The sequence below is a fragment of the Glutamicibacter arilaitensis genome, assembly GCF_044793945.1.
Lineage (GTDB): Bacteria > Actinomycetota > Actinomycetes > Actinomycetales > Micrococcaceae > Glutamicibacter > Glutamicibacter arilaitensis_B.
Genome location: NZ_CP084994.1, coordinates 3,791,606 through 3,815,990 on the forward strand (window position 1 = coordinate 3,791,606; position 24,385 = coordinate 3,815,990).

Annotated in this window: 22 protein-coding genes; 8 read left to right on the plus strand and 14 right to left on the minus strand. The window is 60.5% G+C overall.

All coding sequences use genetic code 11. The features are described 5' to 3' along the window. Positions 1-34: 34 nt before the first annotated feature. Genes LG294_RS17640 through LG294_RS17650 form a run of 3 tightly spaced genes read right to left on the minus strand, consistent with a single transcriptional unit; the run spans position 35 to position 2,886 of the window. Positions 35-1,330 (minus strand): MFS transporter, encoded by a 1,296-nt coding sequence (locus LG294_RS17640; RefSeq protein ID WP_404288069.1) that lies wholly within the window; start codon positions 1,328-1,330, stop codon positions 35-37. Further along, the gene (gene rhaI / locus LG294_RS17645) at positions 1,330-2,502 is read right to left on the minus strand and encodes an L-rhamnose isomerase (protein ID WP_404288071.1); all 1,173 of its coding nucleotides are present in this window, start codon (positions 2,500-2,502) and stop codon (positions 1,330-1,332) included. Before rhaI ends, LG294_RS17640 begins: the two co-directional genes overlap by 1 nt. 48 nt (positions 2,503-2,550) lie before the next feature. Continuing rightward, positions 2,551-2,886, minus strand: a complete 336-nt coding sequence (locus tag LG294_RS17650; RefSeq protein ID WP_404288073.1) for an L-rhamnose mutarotase — start codon at positions 2,884-2,886, stop codon at positions 2,551-2,553. 238 nt (positions 2,887-3,124) lie between these two features. Between LG294_RS17650 and LG294_RS17655 the strand changes: the two genes are divergently transcribed. Both LG294_RS17655 and LG294_RS17660 read left to right on the plus strand, forming a co-directional pair. Then, complete coding sequence (locus LG294_RS17655; RefSeq protein ID WP_404288075.1) at positions 3,125-4,147, plus strand: LacI family DNA-binding transcriptional regulator; 1,023 nt, start codon at positions 3,125-3,127, stop codon at positions 4,145-4,147. 62 nt (positions 4,148-4,209) lie between these two features. Beyond that, positions 4,210-4,470 carry a hypothetical protein gene (locus tag LG294_RS17660; RefSeq protein ID WP_404288077.1) on the plus strand — a complete coding sequence of 87 codons (261 nt, stop codon included), beginning with the start codon at positions 4,210-4,212 and terminating at the stop codon, positions 4,468-4,470. Positions 4,471-4,481: 11 nt separating this feature from the next. Here the strand turns inward: LG294_RS17660 and LG294_RS17665 are convergent, their stop codons facing one another. Both LG294_RS17665 and LG294_RS17670 read right to left on the minus strand, forming a co-directional pair. Then, positions 4,482-6,233, minus strand: a complete 1,752-nt coding sequence (locus tag LG294_RS17665) for a plasmid pRiA4b ORF-3 family protein (RefSeq protein ID WP_404288079.1) — start codon at positions 6,231-6,233, stop codon at positions 4,482-4,484. 94 nt (positions 6,234-6,327) lie between these two features. Further along, positions 6,328-8,013 (minus strand): formate--tetrahydrofolate ligase, encoded by a 1,686-nt coding sequence (locus LG294_RS17670; protein WP_404291822.1) that lies wholly within the window; start codon positions 8,011-8,013, stop codon positions 6,328-6,330. 455 nt (positions 8,014-8,468) lie between these two features. Here LG294_RS17670 and LG294_RS17675 point away from each other — a divergent pair, with 455 nt between their 5' ends. After that, entirely contained in the window at positions 8,469-8,639 is a 171-nt protein-coding gene (locus LG294_RS17675) for a hypothetical protein (protein ID WP_404288081.1), read from the plus strand. Between the two features lie 477 nt (positions 8,640-9,116). Here LG294_RS17675 and LG294_RS17680 read toward each other — a convergent pair whose 3' ends face one another. Next, a complete protein-coding gene (locus LG294_RS17680; RefSeq protein ID WP_404288083.1) occupies positions 9,117-9,686 on the minus strand; it encodes a plasmid pRiA4b ORF-3 family protein in 570 nt (189 codons plus the stop codon). 166 nt (positions 9,687-9,852) lie between these two features. On the opposite strand from LG294_RS17680, the gene LG294_RS17685 reads away from it, so the two are divergent. Further along, positions 9,853-10,551, plus strand: coding sequence for a maleylpyruvate isomerase family mycothiol-dependent enzyme (locus LG294_RS17685; protein WP_404288085.1), 699 nt, complete (start codon positions 9,853-9,855; stop codon positions 10,549-10,551). Between the two features lie 99 nt (positions 10,552-10,650). Here LG294_RS17685 and LG294_RS17690 read toward each other — a convergent pair whose 3' ends face one another. From LG294_RS17690 to LG294_RS17705, 4 genes are read right to left on the minus strand one after another with little or no spacing between them, the layout of a single operon-like run. Beyond that, positions 10,651-11,484: a bifunctional allantoicase/(S)-ureidoglycine aminohydrolase gene (locus LG294_RS17690; protein ID WP_404288087.1), complete on the minus strand. Its 834-nt coding sequence runs from the start codon at positions 11,482-11,484 to the stop codon at positions 10,651-10,653. 10 nt (positions 11,485-11,494) lie between these two features. Continuing rightward, the gene (locus LG294_RS17695; RefSeq protein ID WP_404288089.1) at positions 11,495-12,748 is read right to left on the minus strand and encodes a DUF6986 family protein; all 1,254 of its coding nucleotides are present in this window, start codon (positions 12,746-12,748) and stop codon (positions 11,495-11,497) included. After that, positions 12,745-14,373 carry a malate synthase A gene (gene aceB / locus LG294_RS17700; protein ID WP_404288091.1) on the minus strand — a complete coding sequence of 543 codons (1,629 nt, stop codon included), beginning with the start codon at positions 14,371-14,373 and terminating at the stop codon, positions 12,745-12,747. The genes LG294_RS17695 and aceB overlap by 4 nt, the downstream gene beginning before the upstream one ends. Positions 14,374-14,428: 55 nt before the next feature. Further along, the gene (locus tag LG294_RS17705) at positions 14,429-15,814 is read right to left on the minus strand and encodes an NAD-dependent malic enzyme (RefSeq protein WP_404288093.1); all 1,386 of its coding nucleotides are present in this window, start codon (positions 15,812-15,814) and stop codon (positions 14,429-14,431) included. A gap of 216 nt (positions 15,815-16,030) precedes the next feature. On the opposite strand from LG294_RS17705, the gene LG294_RS17710 reads away from it, so the two are divergent. Then, the gene (locus LG294_RS17710) at positions 16,031-16,804 is read left to right on the plus strand and encodes an IclR family transcriptional regulator (RefSeq protein WP_404288095.1); all 774 of its coding nucleotides are present in this window, start codon (positions 16,031-16,033) and stop codon (positions 16,802-16,804) included. Positions 16,805-17,113: 309 nt separating this feature from the next. Beyond that, positions 17,114-18,058 carry a CHAD domain-containing protein gene (locus LG294_RS17715; protein WP_404288097.1) on the plus strand — a complete coding sequence of 315 codons (945 nt, stop codon included), beginning with the start codon at positions 17,114-17,116 and terminating at the stop codon, positions 18,056-18,058. A gap of 104 nt (positions 18,059-18,162) precedes the next feature. Here the strand turns inward: LG294_RS17715 and LG294_RS17720 are convergent, their stop codons facing one another. Next, complete coding sequence (locus tag LG294_RS17720; protein WP_404288099.1) at positions 18,163-18,759, minus strand: TetR family transcriptional regulator; 597 nt, start codon at positions 18,757-18,759, stop codon at positions 18,163-18,165. Between the two features lie 195 nt (positions 18,760-18,954). Between LG294_RS17720 and LG294_RS17725 the strand changes: the two genes are divergently transcribed. Next, positions 18,955-19,986 carry an aldo/keto reductase gene (locus LG294_RS17725; RefSeq protein ID WP_404288101.1) on the plus strand — a complete coding sequence of 344 codons (1,032 nt, stop codon included), beginning with the start codon at positions 18,955-18,957 and terminating at the stop codon, positions 19,984-19,986. Positions 19,987-20,137: 151 nt separating this feature from the next. Next, positions 20,138-20,932 (plus strand): carbon-nitrogen hydrolase family protein, encoded by a 795-nt coding sequence (locus tag LG294_RS17730; RefSeq protein ID WP_404288103.1) that lies wholly within the window; start codon positions 20,138-20,140, stop codon positions 20,930-20,932. A 169-nt stretch (positions 20,933-21,101) separates the two neighbouring features. Here LG294_RS17730 and galE read toward each other — a convergent pair whose 3' ends face one another. The 3 genes from galE to galT are packed head-to-tail and all read right to left on the minus strand — an operon-like array spanning position 21,102 to position 24,381. Continuing rightward, on the minus strand, positions 21,102-22,064 hold the full coding sequence (gene galE / locus LG294_RS17735; RefSeq protein WP_404288105.1) for a UDP-glucose 4-epimerase GalE: 963 nt from the start codon (positions 22,062-22,064) through the stop codon (positions 21,102-21,104). After that, positions 22,061-23,257 carry a galactokinase gene (gene galK, locus LG294_RS17740; protein WP_404288107.1) on the minus strand — a complete coding sequence of 399 codons (1,197 nt, stop codon included), beginning with the start codon at positions 23,255-23,257 and terminating at the stop codon, positions 22,061-22,063. Before galK ends, galE begins: the two co-directional genes overlap by 4 nt. Then, positions 23,254-24,381: a galactose-1-phosphate uridylyltransferase gene (gene galT, locus LG294_RS17745; protein WP_404288111.1), complete on the minus strand. Its 1,128-nt coding sequence runs from the start codon at positions 24,379-24,381 to the stop codon at positions 23,254-23,256. The genes galK and galT overlap by 4 nt, the downstream gene beginning before the upstream one ends. Positions 24,382-24,385: the final 4 nt, after the last annotated feature.

Consider the following 24,385-nt stretch of genomic DNA (forward strand, 5'->3'; position numbering starts at 1 on the left):
TCTCGACATGTCTGTGTTCAATCCTTGAGTCGTATTAGGCGTTGATCTTGGTGCCGTAGCGCTGGGCTTCGATTTCTTCGAGGGATTTGCCGCGGGTTTCCGGAGCCCAGATGGTGCCGATCAGCAGGGCAGCTACCAGCAGTCCAATGATCAGCAGGCCAAGCTTTTCCAGCCCAATGCCGGATAGCAGGACCGGGAAGACCAGGGACAGCAAGCCGACCAGGACGCGGGCGAGCATGAACAGCACACCCTGGGCGCTGGCACGGTATTTGGTGGCAAAGAGTTCCGCAGTCCATAGGCCATAGAAGGCCTGGGCTCCCAGACCAGCGGAGATGCCCCAGGCGCAGGCGAAGAACAGCAGCGAGAAGGCTCCCGGAGGAGCGAAAATCAGCACAACCCAGGCGACAACGCCCAGGGCGGCGCCGGCAAAGTACAGCCAGCGGCGTGAGACGCGATCCCCGTACTTCATGAAGCCGAAGTAGGTGGCGGCCGCGGTGAGCACCCAGACCAGAACCTGCAGCAGGTTCTGCTGCGTGGCTGATTCGACCCCAGCGGCGGCGTACACGCGTGGCTGGAAGATACCTGCCTGACCGGCCACGGTGTTCCACAGTCCGTACACGCCGAGCAGGAAGAGCAGCGCCGACCAGTTCTTTCGTTCGGCCAGCAGCCCCTTGATGCCGGAGAAGAATGAGATCTTGGCTCCGGAGGCGATTTCTTCTGCACGCTGCTGCTTCCAACGCGTGGATTCGGGAAGCCCGCGGCGCACCCACCAGGTGATGGCGGCGACGATGAACAGGTGGAAGAAGATCAGCCGGGACCCGTTCACACCTAATGGTGCAACCATAATTGCCAGGGCAAAGCCGACCGCCGGGCCGAAGGACCAAGCCAGCTGTGCGGTTCCCACGTGGGCTGCGCGCGACTCCTGCGGAGCCTCCTCGGCAATGTAGGTCCAGGAAGCCGGAACTCCGGCGCCCACCGCGATACCCATGAGGATCACGCCGATAATCAGCAGCACGGTGCTGGCGGCGAAGGTAATCATCAGCGCACCGACCATGAACACGATCAGGTCGTAGGTGTAGATGAATTTGCGTCCCAGCCGGTCGCACAATGGGCCGCCGATCAGAGCGCCCAATGCGGCACCGAAGGCATTGGCTGAGATCGCCGCGATGACGCCCACCAGGCCGTCGTCAAATCCGAAGGCGCCCTGCCACAGGGTCAGGCTGGTGGCCAAGGCGATAATTGCCCCGGCTTCGATGTAGTTGCTCATGGCCACGGCAATGGTGGCTTTCCAGCCGCTGATGCCGCGCTTTTTCGCCAGTGCCGTAGTCATCAGGCGCCCCACCCTGCCTGCACGCCGCCGGCGCGTTCGGCTTCGATGCGGTTCTGATAATCCGAGGCGCGGAAAGCTTCCATTGGGTCCGCAGGCAGGCCACGCGACTCTCGCCAGCTGGCCAGTTCGCTACGAATATCGGTGTAGAACGCGTTCATGAAGATGTCGTTCGCCGCCAGCACATCGCCGGAGAGCTGCGCCTCGGTGAGTGCGACCCGGTCGATGAGCAGCGCCCGCGCGGTCATTTCCTGCACGTTCAGTACGCTGCGGATCTGGCCGAGGATCTTGTTTTCCACGTTGTGGCACTGGTCCAGCATGAAGGTGATCGGGGTATCGACATCCAGTCCGCCACCGCGGGCCACCTCGGCCATGATACGGAAGAGCTGGTACGGGTCGGCGGAGCCGACAATCAGGTCATCATCCGCGTAGAAGCGCGAGTTGAAGTCGAAGGAGCCGAGCTTGCCTAGGCGCAGCAGCTGCATCACGATGAACTCGATGTTGGTGCCCGGTGCGTGGTGTCCGGTGTCCAGGCAGACCAACGCCCGATCACCGAGCGCAGCTACCTGGGCGTAGGAAGTGCCCCAGTCCGGAACATCGGTGTGATAGAAAGACGGCTCGAAGAACTTGTACTCAAGTACCAGGCGCTGTTCGCCGGTCAGACGGGCGTAAATTTCGGACAGCGAGTCCGAAAGCCGGTCCTGGCGGCCACGCATGTCTGCCTGCCCCGGGTAGTTCGAGCCTTCGGCCAGCCAGATTTTCAAATCTTGGGAGCCGGTGGCGTCCATGACGTCAACGCACTCTATGTGGTGGTCGATGGCCTTGCGGCGAACCTTTGGATCTTCGTGGGTTAGTGCGCCGAACTTGTATTCGTCGTCCTGGAAGGTGTTGGAGTTGATGGTTCCCAGTTCAACCCCGAGGCCGTTCGCGTGAGTGCGCAGCGAGCCAAAATCCTCCACCTTGTCCCACGGAATATGCAGGGCCACGGCCGGAGCCAGACCGGTCAGGCGGTTGACCTGCGCGGCGTCGGCGATCTTTTCAAAAGCATCGCGTGGGGTACCCGGGGTGCCGAACACTTTAAAGCGAGTGCCGGAGTTGCCGTAGGCCCAGGAAGGAACTTCGATGGCCAAACGTTCAAGCGTGGTAAGGATCTCGGGGGTCAACTTTGCGCCCATGGATCTCTCCATTCTTCGGTGGTGGAATTGGATTGCTGGTGATGCCGTTTAGAGCTGGGCCAGCTGGTCTTCGAGGTTGAAAACCTCGGTTAGACGGGGCGCGTCCTGATCGGGGCGTCCGTCGAGAGAAATAAAGAACTCGGACATTTGCGCTTCCCAGGCTGAGGTGCGTGGATCCGCATCCAGCGCGGCTTGGGCAGCAGCGTCGTCCGCAGTTTCGTAGTAACCGATCAGCAGGCCATCACCGCGAAGAAAGAGCGAGTAGTTGCGGCGTCCCGCCTCGTTGATTGCCTGCAGCATGTCTGGCCAGACGGCGGCGTGGCGTTCGGCGTACTCGGCAAGCCGGCCTGGCTTGACCTGCAGCTGAAAACAAACCCTGTACATGCGTTGCCCTCTTCGTTGAATGCTTGTGACGCTGAATCGGTGATGATTGAAGCAAAATGAATCGTTTCAATAAGTGAACTTCACCGACTGTAGACCACATCACATCTAAATTTCAAGCAGGTTTTAGGAATTTGCCAAAATTTATTGAAACCATTCAATTTCGAGTCTCGGGGCAAGACGAGTAGGCGCTGCGCGATATACTCAAGGGAAGATCATCAGGGCAAAGACGGGAAACTACGTGTCGGTAAGCGTGAAGGAAGTCGCTAGCGAGGCAGGTGTCTCGGTCGGAACGGTTTCCAACGTACTCAACCGCCCAGAGGTCGTCTCCCCCGCAACGGTGCGCAAGGTCACCGACGCTATCGACAAGCTCGGGTTCGTGCGCAACGACGCTGCCCGCCAGCTGCGCGCCGGGCATAGCCGCAGCTTTGGACTGGTGATACTCGACGCCCGAAATCCGTTCTTCATGGACGTTACCCACGGAGCCCAGCACCGCGCCCTGGAAAACGGCTACACGGTCTTGATGGGCACCAGCGACAGCTCACTGACCACCGAGCAGCAACTGCTTGACCTTTTTGATCAGCAGCGCGTCGCCGGGGTTCTCATCTCACCTATGCACAATGACCTGAGCCGGCTCTGGCGCATCCGCGAATCCGGCACGCCGGTGGTTCTGGTGGACCGCGGAAGCGGCGACCGCAGCTTCTCCTCGGTCTCCGTCAACGACGTGGAAGGTGGCCGAATCGCCGTCCAGCACCTCGTCGACCTTGGACGAAAGCGCATAGCCTTCGTGGGCGGGCCGCAGAGCATTGAACAGGTCCGGCATCGTCTGGAAGGCGCGCAAGCGGTCATTGCCGGCACTTCGGATGCTGCCCTTGAATATCTGCCTACCAAACAGCTGACAGTCATCGAAGGTCGAGCCGCCGGGGAACGCATCTTGGCCATGGCACCCGGGCAACGCCCAGATGGTGTTTTTGCAGCTAATGACCTACTGGCTCTAGGTATCCTGCAGGCGTTTGTGATGTCCGGGAATCTGAAGGTTCCCGAGGACATTGCGCTGGTCGGATACGACAACATAGCTTTCGCCGAGTCAGCGGTCGTCCCGATCACCACGGTGCGTCAGCCCGCCGAAGAAATCGGGCGAACCGCGGTCGATGTCCTGCTGCGCGAAGCCGAAGCCGGCGAAAATGCGGTAAGGGAGCAGTTTGTTTTCACCCCGAAACTGGTTATCCGCGCCTCCACAATAGGTACCGCCAGCGCTCCCTGATTTCCTGCAGGTGGCGCCGAAAGCCCACGCGCGGCATCCTGGCCAGTGGCTAAGGGCTCCAGTTGGCAATCGGCATCCCTGACTCCGCGTGGACCGCTAAAGCTCCCCGGGCGGCAACGCGACTGTTGAGCGCCGATACCCGAGAAGCACGGCAGACGGCTCAGGAACTGGCCAAAGAACTCGACCTAGTTCTTCATCCCGCCACGGCGCCAATTGACGGCGACCAACTACTGCTCGGGCAGGACTACCTGGAGCTCAAAGGGGCGGAAGAGGCTCCGGTCAAAACGACCAACCGCAAGGCAAACCAGAGCCTGTGCGGCTGAGCTTTGCTCGGCTAGAACTCCTGGTCCAGTGCTGCGTTAATCTCCTGCATGTTGAAGGCCGACGGATCAAACTCATCCAGGCCCATCTCTCCAAGCCATTGCATGGTTTCCCCATGCTCTGGATGGGCGGGATCACCGATGGCGGCGGCTCTTGTCGACCATCCCCAAATGCCGCCGCTGTCTTCAAGCGGTGCCATGCGGCGGCCTCCGGTGCAACGAGGCAGTTGCCCGGCATCGGTATCCAGCACCTTCTCCACGTCGATGCGAATTTCCCAGCCATCACCGAAATCATAGGCGTAGTCCAGGCGGTCCTTCTCGGTCTTGAGTAGTTCAGATATCAGGACTCCTGACTCGTCGTGGTCATACTCCATATGCTCGATATCTGGCCCGTAGCTGGTGCCGCCATATCCGCCTGCGCGGAACTCGTGCAGATGCCCGTCGTACCAGTCAAAGCTTGCCTGGATGATGTCGTGCAGGTCCTCCAGGTGCAGGTCCAGCGGAACCAGTACCCTGCGCCAGATCGGCGGTTTGGCGTCCTTCAGGCTCAGCTTCAGCTGCAGCACCTTGCCGGTATATGGCTCGGCACGCTTATCCCGTTTGGGTTCTTCGGAATCGAAGCCAAAGAGCGCGTCCAGCTCTCCGTCTTCTGAGTCCTCCTCGTCGAGCTCGTCTCCGTCCAGATCGGTGAGTGTCACTGCGACGAGGCGTGGGAGGGTGTAGTGCTCGCCTTCTTCGACCAAGCCGAGGATCCGCAATTCGCTCATCCGCTGATGGGCCTGTTCCCAAGCCGTCTCAGACCATTGGGCATCTCGCGGCTCGGCCACCAGATGCGCGGATTCTTCAATGGCTTCCAGCAGCCAGAGATTAGACAGCCCCCATGCTTCCAGAGTTTTCTCGTCGGCTTCCTCGGGTGCTTCGAGGAAGAGATCGAGGAATGTCTGCAGGAAGACGTAGTTCGCAGAGAACGCCAGCTCCCCATCGAACTTCAGGAACGCCTCGGCGGCAGGTCCGGCTTTCGGTGAACTCTGCGGCTCTAGCGTGATGACGCCGGCCACCGCGAGCGAAGCGATGGCCATTGAAAGCACCAGCTCGATTTGCGCCTCCTCCAGCTCCTTGGGAAGTTCCCCCTCCAGAGCACTGGCCGCAACGGCCAGGAATTGCGCTCCGGGTACGGCCCCCAATGCGGGGACATCTTCGTCAATGCACCAGCGAGCCAAGCTATGCGCCAATTTCACAACGGGAAGCTGGCTCAGTTCGGCGAGCGCCTGCTCCTCGAACTCACCGAGATCCGCTGGCCCGGCAAAAGCCTTGTCGGTAAACGGATCCGCGGTTTCCAAATTGCCGCGCAGCCAATTCAGCTCGGCGGGGTCTTGGGTCCAGCGGTCGGTGTCCTCGATGAAATCAAGGTAATCGGCCCAGGCCATGTAGAGCACCATGCGCAGTTCTCCGGAGAGATCTTCCGGCTCTTCGGCTTCCTCGAACTCGATCATGGAGTTCAGTACCCCGAGCAGCTTGGGGGCGTTGAAATTGGTGACGGATTCCAGCCCTACAACATCGGCGTACATGCCCAGCGTTTCTCGCACGGCTGCCAAGGCAAGCAAGACCGTTTCCGGATCTTGCCGGTACTCTCCATACCACCGTACGAATTCAGGCGTCAGCGCATCCATGCCGCGGTCAACTTTTACCCGTTCCATGGACACCACCGCACCCTGAATACGTCCAGGGTGGCCCTGCTTCACTTGCTTTTTCTTCTTCTTGGCCACAGGGTCTCCCTCACGCGCTTGGACATCTTTGCTTCAAGGCTACGTGGGATAGGCACTTCCGGCTCGGAAATAGGGCATTATTCGGCTGCCTGTCCTATGAGAGCCCCACGGCGTTCCCGTTGCCGTCGACGTCCATGTGCATGGCGGACGGAACCTTGGGAAGGCCCGGCATGGTCATGATCGTCCCGGTGATGACCACGATAAAGCCAGCACCCGTCTTGGGAATCAGGTCATGGACCTGCAAGGTGAATCCCTCCGGGGCTCCCAGGAGCTTGGGGTCATCGGAGAACGAATATTGGGTCTTGGCCATGCACACCGGCAGGTCGTCCCAGCCGTTGGCATGGATCTGCTCGAGCATCCGCCTTGCGCGGGTGGAGTATTCGACGGCCTTTCCGCCGTAGATCTCGCGCACCACGGTCATGATTTTTTCCTCGATAGGCAGCCCCAGCTCATACAGCGGGGCGAAATTACTTGGCGCATCGATGGCCCGCAAGACCGCAGAGGCCAGGTCTCCCGCCCCCTCGCCGCCTTGGCCCCAGACATCGGCAACTGCGCATTCAACACCGTTCGCCTCCGCCCATCCGGTGACCACCGACAGTTCGGCCTCCGTATCCGCGGTGAACCTGTTGATGCCGATAACAGGCGCGATACCGAACTTCTTGATGTTCGAGGCATGCCGCGCAAGGTTGGCTAAGCCAGCGTGCACGGCCGCGACGTTCTCTGCCCCCAGCTCGTCTCTGGGCACTCCCCCATGCATTTTCAGTGCACGAATGGTGGCCACGATAACCACCGTGTCGGGTTCGCACCCGGCATAGCGGGCCTTGATGTCCATGAATTTCTCGGCACCCAAGTCGGTTCCGAAGCCCGCCTCGGTCACCACGACGTCCGCCAGCGCGCGTGCGGTGTTGGTGGCTATGGCTGAGTTGCAGCCGTGCGCAATGTTGGCGAACGGGCCGCCGTGGATGAAGGCGGGCGTGCCGCCCATGGTCTGGACGAGGTTGGGTTTAATCGCTTCCTTGAGCAGCATTGCCATGGCGCCCGCGGCTCCCAGGTCATCGACAGTGACCGGAACCTTGTTGTAGGTGTATCCAATGGTCATGCGGCCAAGCCGGGTGCGCAGGTCCTCAAGTCCAGTGGCCAGACAGAAGACCGCCATGACCTCGGACGCGACGGTGATCTCGAACCCGGTTTCTCTCGGGACTCCCTCGGTCGGTCCGCCAAGACCGATGACCACGTTGCGCAGCGCGCGGTCGTTCATGTCCAGAACACGCTTGAATGTGATGCGCCGCGGATCAAGGCCCAGTGAATTACCTTGGTGAAGATGGTTGTCGACCAGCGCCATCAAAAGGTTGTTGGCGCTGGTGATGGCATGGAAATCCCCGGTGAAATGCATATTGATCTCATCCATGGGGAGCACCTGCGAGTAGCCGCCACCCGTGGCCCCGCCCTTCATGCCGAAGTTCGGGCCCATGGAAGGTTCGCGTAAGGCGATCATGGTTTTGGCCCCGGCGGCCGCCAGCGCATCGCCCAAGCCCACCACCATGGTGGATTTCCCTTCCCCCGCGGTTGTCGGGGACATTCCGCTGACCAAGACTATCTTTCCGGGACGGACACCGCGAGCAGCTAAAAGCGACGGATCGATTTTGGCCTTGTACCTGCCGTAGGACTCTACTGCGGCTTCCGGAATCCCAGCCGATTCGGCGATCTCGGCAATGGGCCTGAGCACCGCCCGCGAGGCAATCCCAAGATTGCTCATGTCAGTTCCTGGCGTTGCTGTCATCGCGTGTCCCCTGATCTGGCTTCCCGTATTTCCGAGGATGAGGAAGGCCAAGGTTTTTGGTTTTCCTTGATTTACCTTCAAGCTACCACTGTGGAAGTGTCGGGCGCTGGCACGGCTTGTTTGAACCTACGTCCGTTTGGACCCACGGGTGTCCGAGTTGGTCGGAGTAGAACACCTGTCTTTTCGTCGGAGTATTGACCTGAGGCATCCTTCGCTGAACTTCTGGAGACTCAATCCATTTACATGGCTCTGCCCCCGAGGGCGGTTAGCTCGGTGAATGATTCAAACTCATCCGAACGTACTTAATGAGTTAGCTGGGAGCTTGCTCCAAACGGCTCGCATACCGGAGCGTCTGGTGCTACATTGGCCGGGTAAGGATCGCTCGGCCCCTTAGTCCTTGGCCATTAGTGGCAGGCAAGTAGCTGGCGGCGGAAGTTCGAGTAAAGGGAGAAGATATGAACGAACACGTCCCAACGAATTCCACCGATATTTCGGATAAAACGCTGGAGGATCATATTTCGGATCCCGCGCTTTCCGATGAAGCGGGACATGACTGGACCGATGAAGGTGGGGCAACCCCCGATGGTCCTGCATCAGATGTCAGTCCCGAAGAACCCCAGCGATAACCTACCGACAAGCGCATTCGCTCCCCGGCAGTGGCCAAGCCATTGCCGGGGAGTCTTACTTTTGCCGGTCGAATTTGGCCCTAGAACTCAAACTCAATCAACTAATTGATCTCCCCGGCGCCACAGAACCCCGGCTCAACTGCATGGTAGGCAGCGCGCAAAACCTCAGTGCTAGGCACGCGAGGTGAAACCTGATCATCTCGACCACCGCCGTCTCCTCGCGTTCTCCGGTATCTGGCGTCTGTCTAATGCCGTAGCCGCAACTGGATCCACCATCTCAAATTTGTCGCTCAGCCATTGCACCCCCTCGGCGTCTTGCGCGCAAGGCCAGTGCCTCAAGACAACCAGGCAGTCGGCCCACCACGAGGAAAATGCTGAGAAGACGTGTAAAGGTTTTTTACATGCCAGAAAAACGTGTAAAAAATACGCACATTTTTTACACGTTTACCTGACGGGCTCAACGTGTCCGGCCAGCAGCTAGCGGGCATATTCAAGCATTTCGTTGACTCGATGCTTGTCAAAGAGCGAAGCAACAAATGGCTCACCTTCTCGGAGGAAGAGCCAGTCTCGGTATTCTGCCTGATCCGGATGATCCGGGTCCTTCAGCGCTTCGATCACCATGGCCCACCCAAGTGGCCCACCCGAGTCTTCCCGAGGAGCCATCCTGCGTCCACCAATGCAACGCGGCAATGGTCCAGCGTCGGCCGGTGGCAGCGCTTCCAGTTTGATGCGGACTTCCCAATAGTCTCCGAAGTCATAGACGTAATCGAGCCTGTCCTTCCCGTCGCTTAAAAGCTCTCCGAGGCATACCGTGCTCTCATCGACGTCGGATTTAACCTCCGAGTCGGCGGACCCGTAGCTCACCCCGTTGACGCCGTTGAGCTCAAATTGGTGCGGGTGCGCGTCATACCAACCGAAACTGTACTGAATCACCTGATGCAATTGATCTAGCCTCATCGAACTTGGAACCAAAACCCTGCGCCAGATAGGCGGACTGGTTCGTCTAATTCGGAATTTCAATTGCAATACCGAAGCGTAGGAAATCATCAGTGGCTACTCCTGAAAATTCGACTTCTCATACTCAAATCCATCTTGCCCGCAAAGGCTCCAAGCACTAAAACTTCTGACGGGTGCGGTGATACTCGTTCGATATAGATCGGTTTTCCGAGTCATTTTCAAACCACCCATTGGTACCCATTGGTAGGGTGACAGCATGATCAACACCGCCCGATTGCATTCAGATCTCTCCCGACTCAACCGTGAAACCTCGATGATGATGGCCACGATTGACACACTGTCCGCCGATGAACTCGCAGCCGACACCCTCTGTGAGGGATGGAACCGTGCGCACGTCATCGCCCACCTAGCATCCAACGGCCGCACCCTGGTCAAGCTCATCGACTGGGCCATTACCGGGGAACCGCAGCAGCTTTATGCCTCCACTGAGGCGCGCAACGCAGAAATCGCTGAACTTGCCGCGTTGCCTCGCGAAGAACTGCTCGCGAATTTCCGCGACGCGGCAACCTACTTTGCCGAGCAGTCCGAGCGCCTCACCGGTGAGCTTGCCGTCGAGGAAGTGGATCTGCACGGCAAGATCATCCCTGCGACTTCCATCGTGGCGCTGCGCATCGCGGAGATCGTCATCCACCACCACGACCTGAACACCGCTTGGACCATTGAAGAGGCGGATCCGGATTCCCAGGAGAATGCGGTGGAGGCAGCGGTACGCACCATGCGCGTCAAAAACGCACCCGGCATGACATTGCTAACCGAAGAAGGCGACGAATGGGTTATCGGTGACGGCGCGCTGAAGGTCCGTTCCGACCGCGAAGGCCTCATCGAATGGTTGGCTCGCGGCCAGGCGCGGCACATCGAGGCAGATGGACCGATCCCGGCCCTGCCTGCCTGGTAGCAATCCCCACGAGCATGCCCGGATTTTTTCGCCGGTGAGCTCGAAGCTAACGCTGGCTGCGGAACTCAATGAGTTCCGCAGCCAGCGCTTTGTTATGGCCTACAAGGCGACCTGGCGGTTCTGATCCTTGTACAACAGGTAGCGGAAGTTGCTCGGCCCGCCGGCATAGCAAGCTTGCGGGCAGAAGGCACGCAGGGACATGTAGTCTCCCGCCTCGACCTCGACCCAGTCTCCGTTCAAGCGGTAGACGCCCTTGCCTTCTAGGACAAAGAGGCCATGTTCCATCACATGGGTTTCGGCGAATGGGATCGAGGCTCCCGGCTCGAAGGTCACGATATTGACCCCGAAGTCGAAGGCAATGTCATTCGGGTCAAGCATGCGGGTGGTGCGCCACTTGCCGTCCGTGCCCGGCATCTCGCCCGGTTCCACGTCGCGTTCGTTGCCCACTACCGGCCCCGGAGCCGCAATTCCGGACACTGGCTCGTAGCGCTTTCGGATCCAGTGGAAGTTTGCCACCTCGGCGCCGTCGTTGCGTGCGGACCAGTTGGAGCCTGCGGGCAGGTAGGCGAAGCCGCCATCGGTGAGCACATGCTCTTGGCCCTCGATCACCAGGGTCAATTCACCGCCCAGCACGAAGATGAAGCCTGCTACTTCGGCCTGCGGTTCTGGCTTGGCAGCTCCTCCACCGGGAGAGACTTCCAGGATCGACTGGGAAAAGGTGGTGGCGCCCCCCGCCACCGGACGGTTCAACACCCAAGCTCGGGTGCTGCTCCATTCGGGGAACACGCTGGTGACAATATCGCGTAGCACTCCCTTGGGGATCACTGTGTAAGCCTCGGTGACGATCGCACGATCGGTCAACAGGTCTGTCTGCGGCGGATGGCCACCGAAATTGGTGTAGTACCCGGCTTTTTGTGCGGCTGCTGCGGTCATGATGTTCCTCCTAGGCGTGTGAACGGTTTAGCGCGATTGCTTCGAGTTCGGCGGTTGAGATTTGGGCTAGTTCTTGCACTTCTTCTTCGCTCACCGCACCGCAGCTCACGCCGCGGTGGATATAACGAGCCAGGGCCCGCGCGGTGGCAGGCTCATCCATGATGGCCGAGTCGATCCGGTGGACGTAGTTGCGCAGTCGCGTCGCTGCGGCCTGCAAACCTTCACGGAAGAACGCGAAGGTTGCCAGATAGCGGGTGGGTAGCTGATTCGCGTGCATATCCCAGCCCTGGTAGATCCCGCGTTCCAGATGGCGGCGCACCAGTCGGGCATGCAATGCCCAAGCCGCCGCAATATTCTCGGGGTCTCCGGCCGGAATGATGTTGGTGGAGCCATCGGATAGTTCCACTCCGGTACCCGCGACAGCCACTTGCATGATGTCCTTGGCGAAGTCGGCGACGGGGTGCTCCATTGACTGGTAGGCGGCCGCGATGCCAAGGGAAGCCGAGTAGTCATAGGTGCCGTAGTGCAGGGAGGAAATTCTGCCTTGGCCGGCGTGGATCAGCTGCGCCACCGGATGGGAACCATCCGCTGCGATGATCACCTGCGGAGTTTCTACCTGCACTTCGAAGCGGATCCGTCCGGCTTCGAGCCCATGGTTCTCCTCTAGCTTCTCGGCGAGGAATACCATTGCCTCTACCTGAACCACGGTGCTGACCTTTGGCAGGGTCAGCCTCAGCCCGGCGGGCAGCGGACCATTTTCAAGCAGCCGGGAGATAAAAAGATCTAAAGTGCGAATGCCGCGGGCACGGGTCGGCGCCTCAAAGCATTTGAAGCGGATGCCAAGGCAAGCCGGAGCCTGCCCGGCGGCCACGGCGGAGGATACCGAGTCGGCAGCAGCCAGGGCATGCTCGTCCTCCTCGGCATCCGGCCGGTTGCCGTAGCCATCCTCGAAATCGAGGCGCAAATCTTCGATGGGTTCAACCTCTAGCTTGGCCGCCACCAAAGCTCCGAGCCGCTCGGGCTCGGAGAGCCCTAGCGTGGAAGCCAGCTCGCCGAGTCCCGCGGCACCGCCGGCTACCGCGAGGGCTGCGGCGCCCCACTGCGCGGCAAGTTCACCGGTAAACCGGTCCCCGGGAACGTACACGGTGTGCACCGGCTGGCGCGCTCCGCTCTCCCCCGGGTAGCTCTGGGCGAGAAGCTTGTCGGTGTCGGCCAGCCGCGCTTCCACGGCGGCTAGAGTTGACTCATCGAAGAGGTTGCTCATGGTTTGGTCACGAATTCCTTATCCAATAGTTCGTACGCTGGGGTGGTCAAGAAGTCCGCGAAGTCCTCATCCTTGCCGCTGGTCAGCGTCGAGATCAGCTCGGCTGCCGGCTGGTAGTAGGCGGCGAACTGCTCCTCGTTGTTCACTTCGGAGCGCAGTCGCTCGACCTCTTCGGCGAGGATCGTGGACACCAGCTGCGTGGTAATGGTGTTGCCGGTATCGGCGGCCACGACCTTGTTGCGGATTTGCTGCCAGATCTGCGAGCGGGAGATCTCCGCGGTGGCGGCATCTTCCATCAGGTTGTGGATGGCTACCGCGCCGTTGCCCGAGAGCCACACGGCCACGTAGTTCACCGCGACGTATAGGTTTGCGCGGACCCCGGCTTCGGTGACATCACCCGGTGCACTGGCCACGTCGAGCAGCTGCGCGGCGCTGACCTCAACCTCTGGACGCTGGCGGTCGATCTGGTTTGGCTTATCGCCCAATACGCCGTCGAAGATTTCCTTGCAGATTTCCACCAGGTCCGGGTGGGCAACCCAGGAGCCATCGAAACCGTCGGCGGCTTCACGGTTCTTATCTTCGCGGACCTTGGCGAAGGCCGCGGCGGTGACCTCAGGCTCGCGGCGATTCGGGATGAAGGCGGCCATGCCACCCATGGCGAAGGCGCCACGCTTGTGGCAGGTCTTCACCAGCAGTTCCGTGTAGGCGCGCATCATCGGCGCGGTCATGGCCACGGCCGAACGGTCCGGCATGATGAATGCCTCGCCCGCCTCGCGGAAGGTCTTGATAATCGAGAACAGGTAATCCCAGCGTCCGGCATTCAGACCCGAGACATGGTCACGCAGTTCGTAGAGGAACTCTTCCATCTGGAAGGCAGCGGGGATCGTTTCAATGAGCATTGTGGCGCGCACGGTGCCGTACTCGATGCCGAGCTCCGCCTGCGCGAAGGTGAACACCTCGTTCCACAGCCGGACCTCCAGGTAGTGCTCCATTTTCGGCAAGTAGTAGAACGGGCCCTGGCCCGATTCTGCGAGCACACGCGCATTGTGGAAGAAGTGCAGGCCGAAGTCGACCAGCGCGCCGATGGCAGGCTTGCCGTTGATCAGCACGTTGTTCTCCGGCAGGTGCCAGCCGCGTGGGCGGACCACCACGACGGCGCGTGGCGCGTCGGTGCGCAGCGCGTAGGTCTTGCCCTCCGGCGAGGTGAAGGACAGGTCCCCGCGAGCCGCGGCGCTCAGGTTAGCTATCGCGTCGATGACATTGAACCAGTTCGGGGTCGAGGCATCCTCCAGATCCGCAAGCCAGACCTTGGCGCCTGAATTCAGTGCGTTGATGGCCATTTTGGCGGGGCTTGCCGGGCCGGTGATCTCCACTCGGCGGTCGCGCAGCGCTTCGGGAGCCTCGGCGACCTTCCAGTGCCCGGTGCGCACCGACTCGGTTTCCGGGTCGAAGTCGATGGCGCGTGCATCGGAGAACTGCTGGCGGCGCACATCGCGGGCCTCCAGCAGGTCATTGCGCGTGCCGGCGAACTTTTCGTGCAGCTTTTCAATGAAAGCCAGCGCCTCGTCACTGAGGATCGCTTCTGCGCCGCTTACCTCTGGGATTCGTGTAATTGAGATGGTCATGGTGCTCCTTAACCTGTCAGTGTCGTGTTCCATCGACATTATTTACGTGTGGGTTCTACTGTTTGCCTGCTGCTTGAACCACCGCTGCCGCTACGTCTGCGGCTACCAGCGGGTCAAAGACGGAAGGGACAATAAACCCGGGATTCAGCTCTTCCGGCGCAACCCGGGCGGCGATCGCATCTGCCGCGGCTAAGAGCATGGCGTCGGTAATATCGGCGACGCCAGCGTCGAGCAATCCGCGGAAGAATCCGGGGAAGGCCAGCACGTTGTTGATCTGGTTCGGGAAGTCGCTTCGTCCGGTGGCAACCACCATCGCGTGGCGACCTGCAACCGCCGGGTCCACTTCGGGATCCGGGTTGGCCATGGCGAAGACGATCGCGCGTTCGTTCATCGCGGCGATATCCTTTTCGTCCAGGACGTTCGGTGCCGAAACCCCGATGAAGACATCGGCGTTGACTACGGCCTGCTTCAGCGTTCCGGTGAAATTCTCGGGGTTGGTGTTCTCCGCCAACCAGGTACGGTGCGCATCGGTGTACTGTTCGTTGCGGTTGATCGCTCCGTTGCGCCCGCAGGCGATGATGTTGCTTGCACCGCGCGCCTTCAGCAGCGCGATGATTGCATTTCCGGCGGCCCCGACACCTGAAACCACAATGCGCAGGTCCGCGAGCTTCTTGTCCGCTACCTTCGCCGCGTTGACCAAGGCGGCTAGCGTTACGATGGCGGTTCCGTGCTGGTCGTCGTGGAAGACCGGGATGTCCAGCTCTTCGCGCAGGCGGGCTTCGATTTCAAAGCAGCGCGGCGCGGAGATGTCTTCGAGGTTGACCCCGCCGTAGACCGGGGCTATGGCTTTGACGATATTGACGATCTCGTCCGTGTCTTGGGTGTCGAGGCAAACTGGCCAGGCATCAACGTCGGCGAACTGCTTGAAGAGCGCTGCCTTGCCTTCCATCACCGGCAAGGCGGCGGCTGGACCGATATTGCCCAGTCCCAGGACGGCCGAACCGTCGGTGACCACGGCGATGGTGTTGCGCTTGATCGTGAGATTGCGGGCATCTGCCGGATTCTCGGCGATAGCCATGCAGACTCGCGCCACACCCGGGGTATAGGCCCGGGAGAGGTCATCTCGGTTGCGCAGCGCCACCTTGGGCGTCACCGAAAGCTTCCCGCCGAGGTGCATCAAGAAGGTGCGGTCCGAAACGTTGCGGACATTTACCCCGTCAAGATTGTTCAGGGCATCGCGTACCGTATCGCCGTGGGCGACGTCGGTGGTGTTGCAGGAAACGTCGACCACCATGTGAGTATGGTGCGATTCGGTGACGTCCAAGGCCGTGACGTGGGCACCAGCTGAGCCTACTGCCGCAGCCAGTTCACTGGTCGCGGTAATCGATGCTGGGGTCTCTACGCGAAGCGTCAATGAATATCCCGGGCTTGGTGCTGCCATCAGATCCTCCTGTAAAAGTTTTCCGTATAGCGGATACTATTATCCTCAAAATGAAAATGCAAGAGGCTTTTGTGTCTCGGAGCACGATTTTTCATCCACTAATTTTCGGATCGTGGAAGAAAATGGGGTTTTCGGGGTATTCTTGGGGCTAGGATTTCGCATCGTAGAACTGAAACGTAAGCTAATTCCAAAATCAGTGCCCTAAAGGAGCAGTAGATGACGCAGACCGCCAGCAAGTCCACCACCGGTGGGGTTCAGTCCGTTGAACGAGCCTTTGAGCTTCTGGAAGTCATCGCTCGGGCCGGAGGCGAGGCGGCACTCAGCGAACTGGCCGCAGACACTCCCCTGCCGCTGCCGACCATCCATCGCCTGCTGCGCACTCTGGTCGGAGTCGGCTACGTCCGCCAACTGCCTAACCGCCGGTACTCGCTGGGCCCACGGCTGATCCGCTTGGGCGAAGTGGCCAATCGCCAGCTCGGGGCCTTAGCTTCCCCCGTGCTGAAGGATCTCGTAAGCAAGCTGGGCGAATCAGCCAATATTGCGGTACTCGATGGCGATATGGTCACCTATATCGCCCAGGCGCAGTCCCCCCACTCAATGCGGATGATCACCGAGGTGGGCCGCCGTGCCATGCTCCACAATTCGGGAGTTGGTAAGGCAGTGCTTTCGGTGCTGGATGATGAACGCGTACAGCGCTTGGTCGCCCAGGCCGGGATGCCGCCAAAAACTGCAAACACCATCACCACCCTGGGCAAGCTGTTCACCGATGTCGAAGCCACCCGTGAGCGCGGGTACGCCATCGATGAAGAAGAGCAGGAACTCGGCGTGCGTTGCATCGCCGTCCCGGTCCCGGGTGCACCCACCCCGATGGCCATCTCGGTCTCCGGGCCGGTCACCCGCGTTGATGAAGTCTTTATCAAGTCAGCCGTGCCGGAATTGCAGGAAGCCGCCCGCGTACTGGGCCGGCAGCTGGTCGCCGTCGCGGAATAGTCCGCACTCCCTCGGGGGCGGCCTCTTCTTCAATCGGCAAGCACCCGAACCCGGGTTCGCAGCTGCTGCCAGTTTGGGCGAGCGATTCACCATGCCCACGGCGCCCAAAACCCTGGCATCTTCCATGCTCAGTTCGGCTCGGCCGAATGGCAGGTCGGCAGCCAGGGGCGAGTTACCGGGTACGACTGGGTCGCCAGAAGGCATCATCCCGGGCTCATAGTTAGCGGCGATGCCCTCAACCCCCACGGTGTTCATGTCCGCCAGCTAGAATCGGGCATACCGACCGAGGACTCGTGAGGGGAGCTGCTGATGGCCAATCACCAATTGCCCAAGAATCCCCATGTGCGGCCACGCGGCACCGACCTCCCGGACAGCGAAGAGCCATCGATGCTTGGGGTAGCGCTGCTATATTTCCACGAGCAATTCGCGGAACTCTGCATCCAAGAACCCCTGGTGCATTCCGGGGACCCCGAAGCAGTTCACGACATGCGCACCGCAACGCGGCGCCTGCGCTCGGTCCTGGAAATCTACGGGAATCTTTTCGCAACGGACCCATGCCAAAGCCTGAAGCGGGAATTGAAATGGCTTTCCGGAGTTCTGGGCCGCACCAGGGATGCTGAGGTCATCCTCGATCGGCTTCGCACCCGCATCAACGAACTGCCAGCCGAATGGCAAACCGCAAAAATTACCGGAGCACTCGAACACGGGCTTCACGCGCCAGGCACCACCGGACACAAGCGGACACGCAAGAAGCTGAGTTCCAAACGCTGCCGCCGGCTCTTGAAGAATCTCGAGCATTTTCGAGATCATCCCCCGGCTGCCGGCCCGGTTGTCCGGCCCACCCGCGTCGAGGTAGCAACTTTGGTCAACCATCAGGCCCGGCTCGCGGATCGTTCGTTCCGGGCCGCGCTCCGAAGCGAACCCGGACGCGAGCGCGATGAGGCATTGCACCGGCTGCGCAAGGACACGAAACGACTGCTCCACGCCGCCGAAGCGGCGGCCGCACCCCATCCAAAACATTCCGTCGCATTGGGCCGCCGGGTCCGCAAGCTGCAGCGCATCCTCGGCAACTATCAGGACAGCGTGATGACCCGCGAGTATCTTGAAACATTCATCGTGGATCCCGACCTTCCGGCAGAAACCCGGCAGGCATACCAACGCATAATCGCGGTGGAGCGACTCATCGCAGAAGCCGCGGAGAGGCAATACCTCCAGGTCCGTAGAAAATCCCCGGCACTTCGATTACGCCACTGAGGTTCTGGCCCTTGCTGTAATCACCTTCTCCGCGTGGATCCACGGGCACGGTCCAGCACGAACTCCATGAAAGTTCCCCGTCTGCCATAGCGACGTTTCTGTAATTACTTCGATCCAGCCCATTGATCATCGATCATGGCGGCAAAGTCGAATACTTCATCTAGGATTTCGCGCAAGCTCTCTCCGGGCGCGTTAGCCCAGCGGACTAGCGCGTGGTCATAGAGCGTCAAGGCCAGCGCTGCGGAGGTTTCCGCCCGACGAACGTTGGCGCAAAACGAGGATAGCGCCTGCGCCAGGGAGGCCTGCTGCTCACGTCTGAAGTCTTGCCAGCTGGCGCGTAACGCGGGGCTCCCCCAGACCAGCTGGATTCTCTCGCGCATAGCCTCTGGCTCCACTTCGGCGGCCACGACTGTCGATTCAAAGCTTCGGCGCAAAAGTTCCAGCAGGCTTTCACCGGGATGCGAGGCCATGGAGGCTAGCGCTTCAGAAAAATGCACGCTGAACGAACGCAGGGCGGTGATCACCGCATCTTCTTTTGAGGAAAAATATCTGAAAAAGGTAGCCCGGGAAATGCCCAACGACTGCGCAGCTTGCTGTGCGGTAACGTTCTCCAGTCCGCGTTCGGCAAACAGGGCATAGGCCTGTTCGGCCAACTCGATCTTCATCTTCTCGCGCACCCGTTCACGCACCGCAGTGACCATGGCAGAAACTTTACTCTGAGATGATCACCCCCTTTTGAGACTGCGTCTCTTTACCCATGTCAATGCGTATTTAGTCTCGGCGTGTCGCATTGAGATAAGTTAATTAATCTCAACAATCATCCAGTTTTGATGTCTTGCAGATGACTTTTTCGTTAGGCTCGGCAATGGATAACATTGAAAAATTAAGGGATACCCATGGCACAGGACGACAAGGTAGGCACCATTGATCTCGGGCAAGGACTGCAGGTAACCGGTCAAGGTTTTGGGAGTATGTCACTCAGTGGTCCCTATGGCCCGGCCGAGGACGACGAATCCCTGCGCACCCTAAATCACGTCATAGATAGAGGAGTTACTTTCCTCGACACCGCCAACATCTACGGCGAAGGACATAACGAGTCGCTGCTGTCCCGGGTACTCAAGACCCGCCGTGATGAAGTTACCCTGGCCACCAAGGCTGGCATTGTCCGCCCGAAAAACCCGGGCGACCCACGAGCCAATGGCGATCCGGCCTTCATCAAAAAATGCCTCGATGAGAGCCTGCAACGACTCGGCGTGGACGAGGTGGACCTGTACTACTACCACCGGGTTGATAGCCGCGTGCCGATCGAGGAAACCGTCGGAGCCTACGCGGAACTGGTTCAAGCAGGCAAGGTCAAGCACATCGGATTGTCCGAGGTAACTTCCAACGAGCTTCGGCGAGCGCACCAAGTCCACCCGATCACGGCAATTCAGATGGAGTACTCAATCTTCAGCAGGGATATTGAGCGCTGGCTGCTTCCTGCAGCCAGTGAACTCGGCGTCGGCTTAGTGCCCTATGCTTCGCTGGGCCGCGGCTACTTCACCGGACAGGTTGATTCCTTGGAGCAGTTGGAAGCCAGCGACATCAGGCATAACTTCCCACGCTTCGAACCAACGAGCATGGAACGGAATCTTCGGTTGCGCAAGGTCATCGAGACTGTGGCCGAACGTGAAGAATTCACCACGGCTCAGGTAGCCCTGAACTGGGTCTACGAGCAAGCTGACCGCCACGATGTGGCCGTTGCACCAATTCCAGGTACCCGCTTCCGCGCCCATTTTGATGACAATTTAGAGGCACTGGACATTCGACTCTCAGAGCAGTCAATGAACGAGTTGAATGCCTTGGCTGCGCAGGTGGATGGCGAGCGTCAGCGAGACATCTATTCTGTTTCCAAGGGCCGCGAAGAACAGCAGATGGCAAAAATGTAGCGCGGGTAGCCTCGAGATCGACCGACGCATGCATCCGCGAAGCTTGTTCTACCATTCAGCTCAGCTTTTCGTTGTCCCTTTCTACCGCTACTGCGTAGAGTTTCGAACGCAGGGCTTTTCCATTAATTAGCGTAGGAAGGACTAACCCACCATGAGAATCGCATTGGCTCAGGTATTGAGCACCGCAGATCCGACGCGAAACTTGGTGACCATCCGCGATCATGCGCGGCAAGCTAAAGAAGCCGGCGCGACCTTGGTGGTCTTTCCCGAAGCCATGCAGGTGTCCTTTGGCCACCCGCTTGCCGATTTTGCCCAGCGCTTAGACGGGCCGTGGGCGACATTGGTCCGCCAGCAGGCCCGCGACATCGGCATCACCATCGCCGCGGGCATGTTCACCCCGGGGCAAGAAGGCCGGGTGCGCAACACCTTGCTGGTCGCCGGCGCTGGAGTCGATACGCACTACGACAAGATCCACCTCTACGATGCCTTCGGCTTCTCCGAGTCGGATACCGTGACCGCCGGAAGCACCCCAGTGCAGTTTGAGCATGAGGGAACCGTCATCGGGCTTGCCACCTGCTATGACCTGCGTTTCCCCCAATTGTTCGTGCATCACGCCCGGGCGGGAGCCGCCATCAATATCGTGTCCGCTTCCTGGGGCCAGGGCGAAGGCAAAGCCGACCAGTGGACCACCCTGGCTCAGGCCAGAGCCCTGGATTCCACGACTTTTGTGGTTGCCGTTGATCAGGCTGACCCTGCCAGCGTCGGCCGGAAGGTTTCGGGCACTGCGCCATTGGGAGTCGGGCATTCCGTGGTGGTGGATCCCATGGGCCGGATCATTGCCCAGGCAGGGATAGATCCGCAGTTGCTGGTTGTGGACCTTGACCTGGATCAAGTCGCGCACGCCCGGAAGCAGCTCCCGGTACTCGCCAACGCGGTGGACCTGTAAGCCAACTGTCCGGGCTTCCTGCCGGCAAAATATCGAGGATTCGACACAGTTCCGGGCAGGGCTCGGCCGCCTGCACCGTGCCTCACAGGTTACGACCACCCACATGTCCTGCTGGTCGCAATTGCACAGACCAGGGATCAGCTTGCCCCCGAGCTACTCAATCACCTGCTCAGCTCCGATGCGCGGAGGCCCGCCACGCGCTGTCCACCATCTTCTCCAAGCTGTGGCGCATCCGCCAGCCCAAATCCCGGGCGGCCAATTTGCCATCGGCGACAATCCTCGCGGGATCCCCTGGCCGGCGAGCTTCCTCAAGGGCGGTGAACTCATTGCCGGTCACCCGGGCCACCGCTTCCATGATCTGGCGTACCGAAACCCCGTCGCCGGAACCCAGATTGTAGATCGGTTCCAGTTGCTCTCCGGCTTCCAGCTTCTTGGCCGCTTCGACATGCGCCAGGGCCAGGTCAGCCACATGCACGTAGTCCCGCACGCAGGTGCCATCGGCGGTGTTGTAGTCCGTGCCGAAGATCTTTGGAGTCTTGCCCGCGCTCAGCGCCGCAAAAACCAGCGGGAACAGATTGTGCGGGCTAGCATCGTAGAGCCCTTCGCTTCCCGAGCCGACCACGTTGAAGTACCGCAGCGAGGTATGCCGCAATCCGTGGGCCACCGCCTGGTCGCGGATCAGCCATTCACCGATCAGTTTGCTCTGTCCGTATGGGGATTCTGGCAAGGTGCCCGTCGCCTCGGTGACGATGTCCTCATCCGGGGTGCCGTAGACGGCAGCGGAAGAGGAGAAAACCATATTTTGCACTCGGCAATATTCCATGGCTTCGAGCAAATGCGCCGTGCCGGTGACATTCTGCTCGAAGGTCAGCAGCGGATGCTTGACCGACTCCCCTGCGTACTTGTAGCCGGCCAGGTGAATCACCCCGGCAATGTCGTGCCGCTTCATGATTTCGGTGAGCTTCTCGGTTTGCAGCACACTCACCGAGTAGAAAGGCACATCATCTGGCACAAATCCGCGGACACCGCTGGTCATCGAGTCCACAATGACCGGGTCCAGTCCCGCCTGCGTCAGCGAGCGCACCACATGGGATCCGATATATCCGGCGCCGCCGGTCACTAGCCAACTCATGCTTTACCTGCTCCTTCGTCTGCAATCACGGTGAAAATGGCGGGCCGCACGTACCCGGCCCGTTCAAAAGCGGTCTCTACCGCCTGGCTGACATGCGCAATCTGCTGCACGGAAATCAGTGCGATGGCACTGCCGCCGAATCCTCCACCGGTCATCCGCGCGCCGATAGCCCCGGCCGCCATGGCCGCTTCAACGGCTGCGTCCAGCTCTTGGCTGGAAATCTCGTAGTCATCACGCATGGATTCATGGGACTGACAGAGCAGCTGGCCCACGGCCTTCAAATCACCATCGCGCAAGACGCGCACGGTGTCCAGCACCCGCTGGTTTTCGGTCACGATGTGCTTAGCCCGACGCCGAACCACCGGATCTTCCAATGCTTCAAGTTCCGCCACGTTGCTGACCTCGCGCAGCGAAGCCACGCCCAGCGCCGCGGCGGCCTGCTCGCAGCTGTCCCGACGTGCGGCGTAACCACCATCAACGTGCGAATGCTCCACCTTGGTGTCGATTACCAGCACCACCGCCTCCTGTTCAATCAGCGGCAGGGGCACCGCTTCGGATTCCATGCTTCGGCAATCGAGAAACAGTGCGTGGCCAGCATGGGACATCAGCGAGGCGCTCTGATCCATGATCCCGGTGGGTGCGCCCACAAATTCGTTCTCTGCACGCTGGGTCAGCCGGGCCATATCCGTCTCGGCCAGCCCCAGGTTGTAGAGGTCATTGAGCGCCACGATGGTGCCAACTTCCAGCGCATGCGAGGAGGAGAGCCCGGAGCCGACAGGGACATCGGAATCCACCAGCAGTTCGAGCCCCGTCAGCTCGAGCCCCTCCAGCTGGTTCAATACCCAGAGAACGGCCGCCGGATAGGCCGCCCACCCGGGCACCGCCCCGGGTACCAGTTCATCCAGCTCCACCGAGGTGATTGCCGGGGTTTCGCCGTGCCCAAAGGTGGAGGCGAAATCCAGCACCTTTGCATCAGGCTCGAGCTGGGACTTGCGGCGCACCGCGACCAGCGCATTTTTGTCGATGGCGAAGGGCAGCACATAGCCGAGGTTGTAGTCGGTGTGCTCGCCGATCAGGTTCACCCGTCCCGGAGCGCGCCAGATCCCTTCGGGGTGATGCCCATAGATCTTCACGAATTTCTCACGCAGCTGGCCGATGCGCTGCGCTGTTTCCTTGCTGTCGCTGGTGCTCAAGGCGTCACCTCGCGCAGCCGGGCCGCGGTCTGCTCGGCGGAAACGTCATTGATGAACGCGCCCATGGCGGCCTCCGAGCCTGCAAGGAACTTCAACTTGTCGGCGGCGCGGCGCGGACTGGTCAACTGCAGGTGCAGGCGTGAGGCCGCCCGGTCAGCGTCGTTCAGCGGCGCCTGATGCCAGGCAGCAATATACGGGGTGGGAGTGTCATAGAGCCCGTCGAAGCGTCGAATCAGATCTCGGTACATGAGCGCAAGTTCAGCTTTTTCGGCTTCGTACAAGGCGGCCAGGTCAGGGACCTGCCGGTGCGGAACCAGGTGTGCTTCCAAGGGCCAGCGGGCCGCATAGGGGACGAATACCGAAAAATGCTCGCCGCGTGCCACGATTCGCGAGCCGTCGGCAAGTTCGGAGTCCAGGATCTCCCCCAGCAAGTTCTTCCCGGTATCGGCCAAGTGCTTGCGGGCCTGCGCAGCCATTTTTTGCGCCGTCGGGCTCACATAGGGGTAGGCGTAAATCTGGCCGTGCGGATGGTGCAGGGTCACCCCGATATCCTGTCCCCGATTCTCGAAGACAAAAACCTGTTTGATTCCCGGCATCGCCGAGAGGCTGGCGGTGCGCTGCGCCCACGCGTCGATGACGGTGCGCGCCCGGTCATCTCCTAGGGATCCGAAGGATCCGTCATGGTCCGAGGTGAATACGACTACCTCGCAGCGGCCCACCGCGCGGATCTGCGCTTCGGGCAGTGCCGCTGCCTCATCTGGCGTTGGGATCTCGCCCAGGACCGGGCCGAGCGAGGGGAAACGATTCTCAAAAACTACGACATCGAATTCGCTGGCCGGAATCTCGCTGTGCCGGGTTCCCTTGCTGGGGCAGAGCGGGCATTCTTCCTTCGGCGGCAGGTAGGTGCGCGCCTGCCGGTGGGCTGCCACGGCCACCCAATCTCCGGTCAGCCGGTCATAGCGCAGCTCGCCGGGTTCCCCGCGCGGATCCAGGGCTCGCTGGTCGGTGACCTGCTCCGGAATGCTGTGCCCGCGGTCGGCGAAGAAGATCGCTTCTCGGCCGTCGGCCAGATGGTGGATCCGGTGCGCGGTCTGCGACTCGTTGTGCTGTGTGCCCTGTGGCATGGTG

Excerpts from the sequence above, each read along its gene's own strand:
- galE (WP_404288105.1), bottom strand. The coding sequence starts at position 22,064 with ATGAGTTGGCTAGTGACCGGCGGCGCCGGATATATCGGATCCCATGTG.
- LG294_RS17695 (WP_404288089.1), bottom strand. The coding sequence starts at position 12,748 with ATGAGCAACCTCTTCGATGAGTCAACTCTAGCCGCCGTGGAAGCGCGG.
- LG294_RS17710 (WP_404288095.1), top strand. The coding sequence starts at position 16,031 with ATGACGCAGACCGCCAGCAAGTCCACCACCGGTGGGGTTCAGTCCGTT.
- LG294_RS17715 (WP_404288097.1), top strand. The coding sequence starts at position 17,114 with ATGGCCAATCACCAATTGCCCAAGAATCCCCATGTGCGGCCACGCGGC.
- LG294_RS17685 (WP_404288085.1), top strand. The coding sequence starts at position 9,853 with ATGATCAACACCGCCCGATTGCATTCAGATCTCTCCCGACTCAACCGT.
- LG294_RS17705 (WP_404288093.1), bottom strand. The coding sequence starts at position 15,814 with ATGGCAGCACCAAGCCCGGGATATTCATTGACGCTTCGCGTAGAGACC.
- LG294_RS17720 (WP_404288099.1), bottom strand. The coding sequence starts at position 18,759 with ATGGTCACTGCGGTGCGTGAACGGGTGCGCGAGAAGATGAAGATCGAG.
- rhaI (WP_404288071.1), bottom strand. The coding sequence starts at position 2,502 with ATGGGCGCAAAGTTGACCCCCGAGATCCTTACCACGCTTGAACGTTTG.
- LG294_RS17640 (WP_404288069.1), bottom strand. The coding sequence starts at position 1,330 with ATGACTACGGCACTGGCGAAAAAGCGCGGCATCAGCGGCTGGAAAGCC.
- LG294_RS17680 (WP_404288083.1), bottom strand. The coding sequence starts at position 9,686 with ATGATTTCCTACGCTTCGGTATTGCAATTGAAATTCCGAATTAGACGA.
- LG294_RS17725 (WP_404288101.1), top strand. The coding sequence starts at position 18,955 with ATGGCACAGGACGACAAGGTAGGCACCATTGATCTCGGGCAAGGACTG.
- LG294_RS17670 (WP_404291822.1), bottom strand. The coding sequence starts at position 8,013 with ATGACAGCAACGCCAGGAACTGACATGAGCAATCTTGGGATTGCCTCG.
- LG294_RS17675 (WP_404288081.1), top strand. The coding sequence starts at position 8,469 with ATGAACGAACACGTCCCAACGAATTCCACCGATATTTCGGATAAAACG.
- LG294_RS17690 (WP_404288087.1), bottom strand. The coding sequence starts at position 11,484 with ATGACCGCAGCAGCCGCACAAAAAGCCGGGTACTACACCAATTTCGGT.
- LG294_RS17650 (WP_404288073.1), bottom strand. The coding sequence starts at position 2,886 with ATGTACAGGGTTTGTTTTCAGCTGCAGGTCAAGCCAGGCCGGCTTGCC.
- galT (WP_404288111.1), bottom strand. The coding sequence starts at position 24,381 with ATGCCACAGGGCACACAGCACAACGAGTCGCAGACCGCGCACCGGATC.
- LG294_RS17730 (WP_404288103.1), top strand. The coding sequence starts at position 20,138 with ATGAGAATCGCATTGGCTCAGGTATTGAGCACCGCAGATCCGACGCGA.
- aceB (WP_404288091.1), bottom strand. The coding sequence starts at position 14,373 with ATGACCATCTCAATTACACGAATCCCAGAGGTAAGCGGCGCAGAAGCG.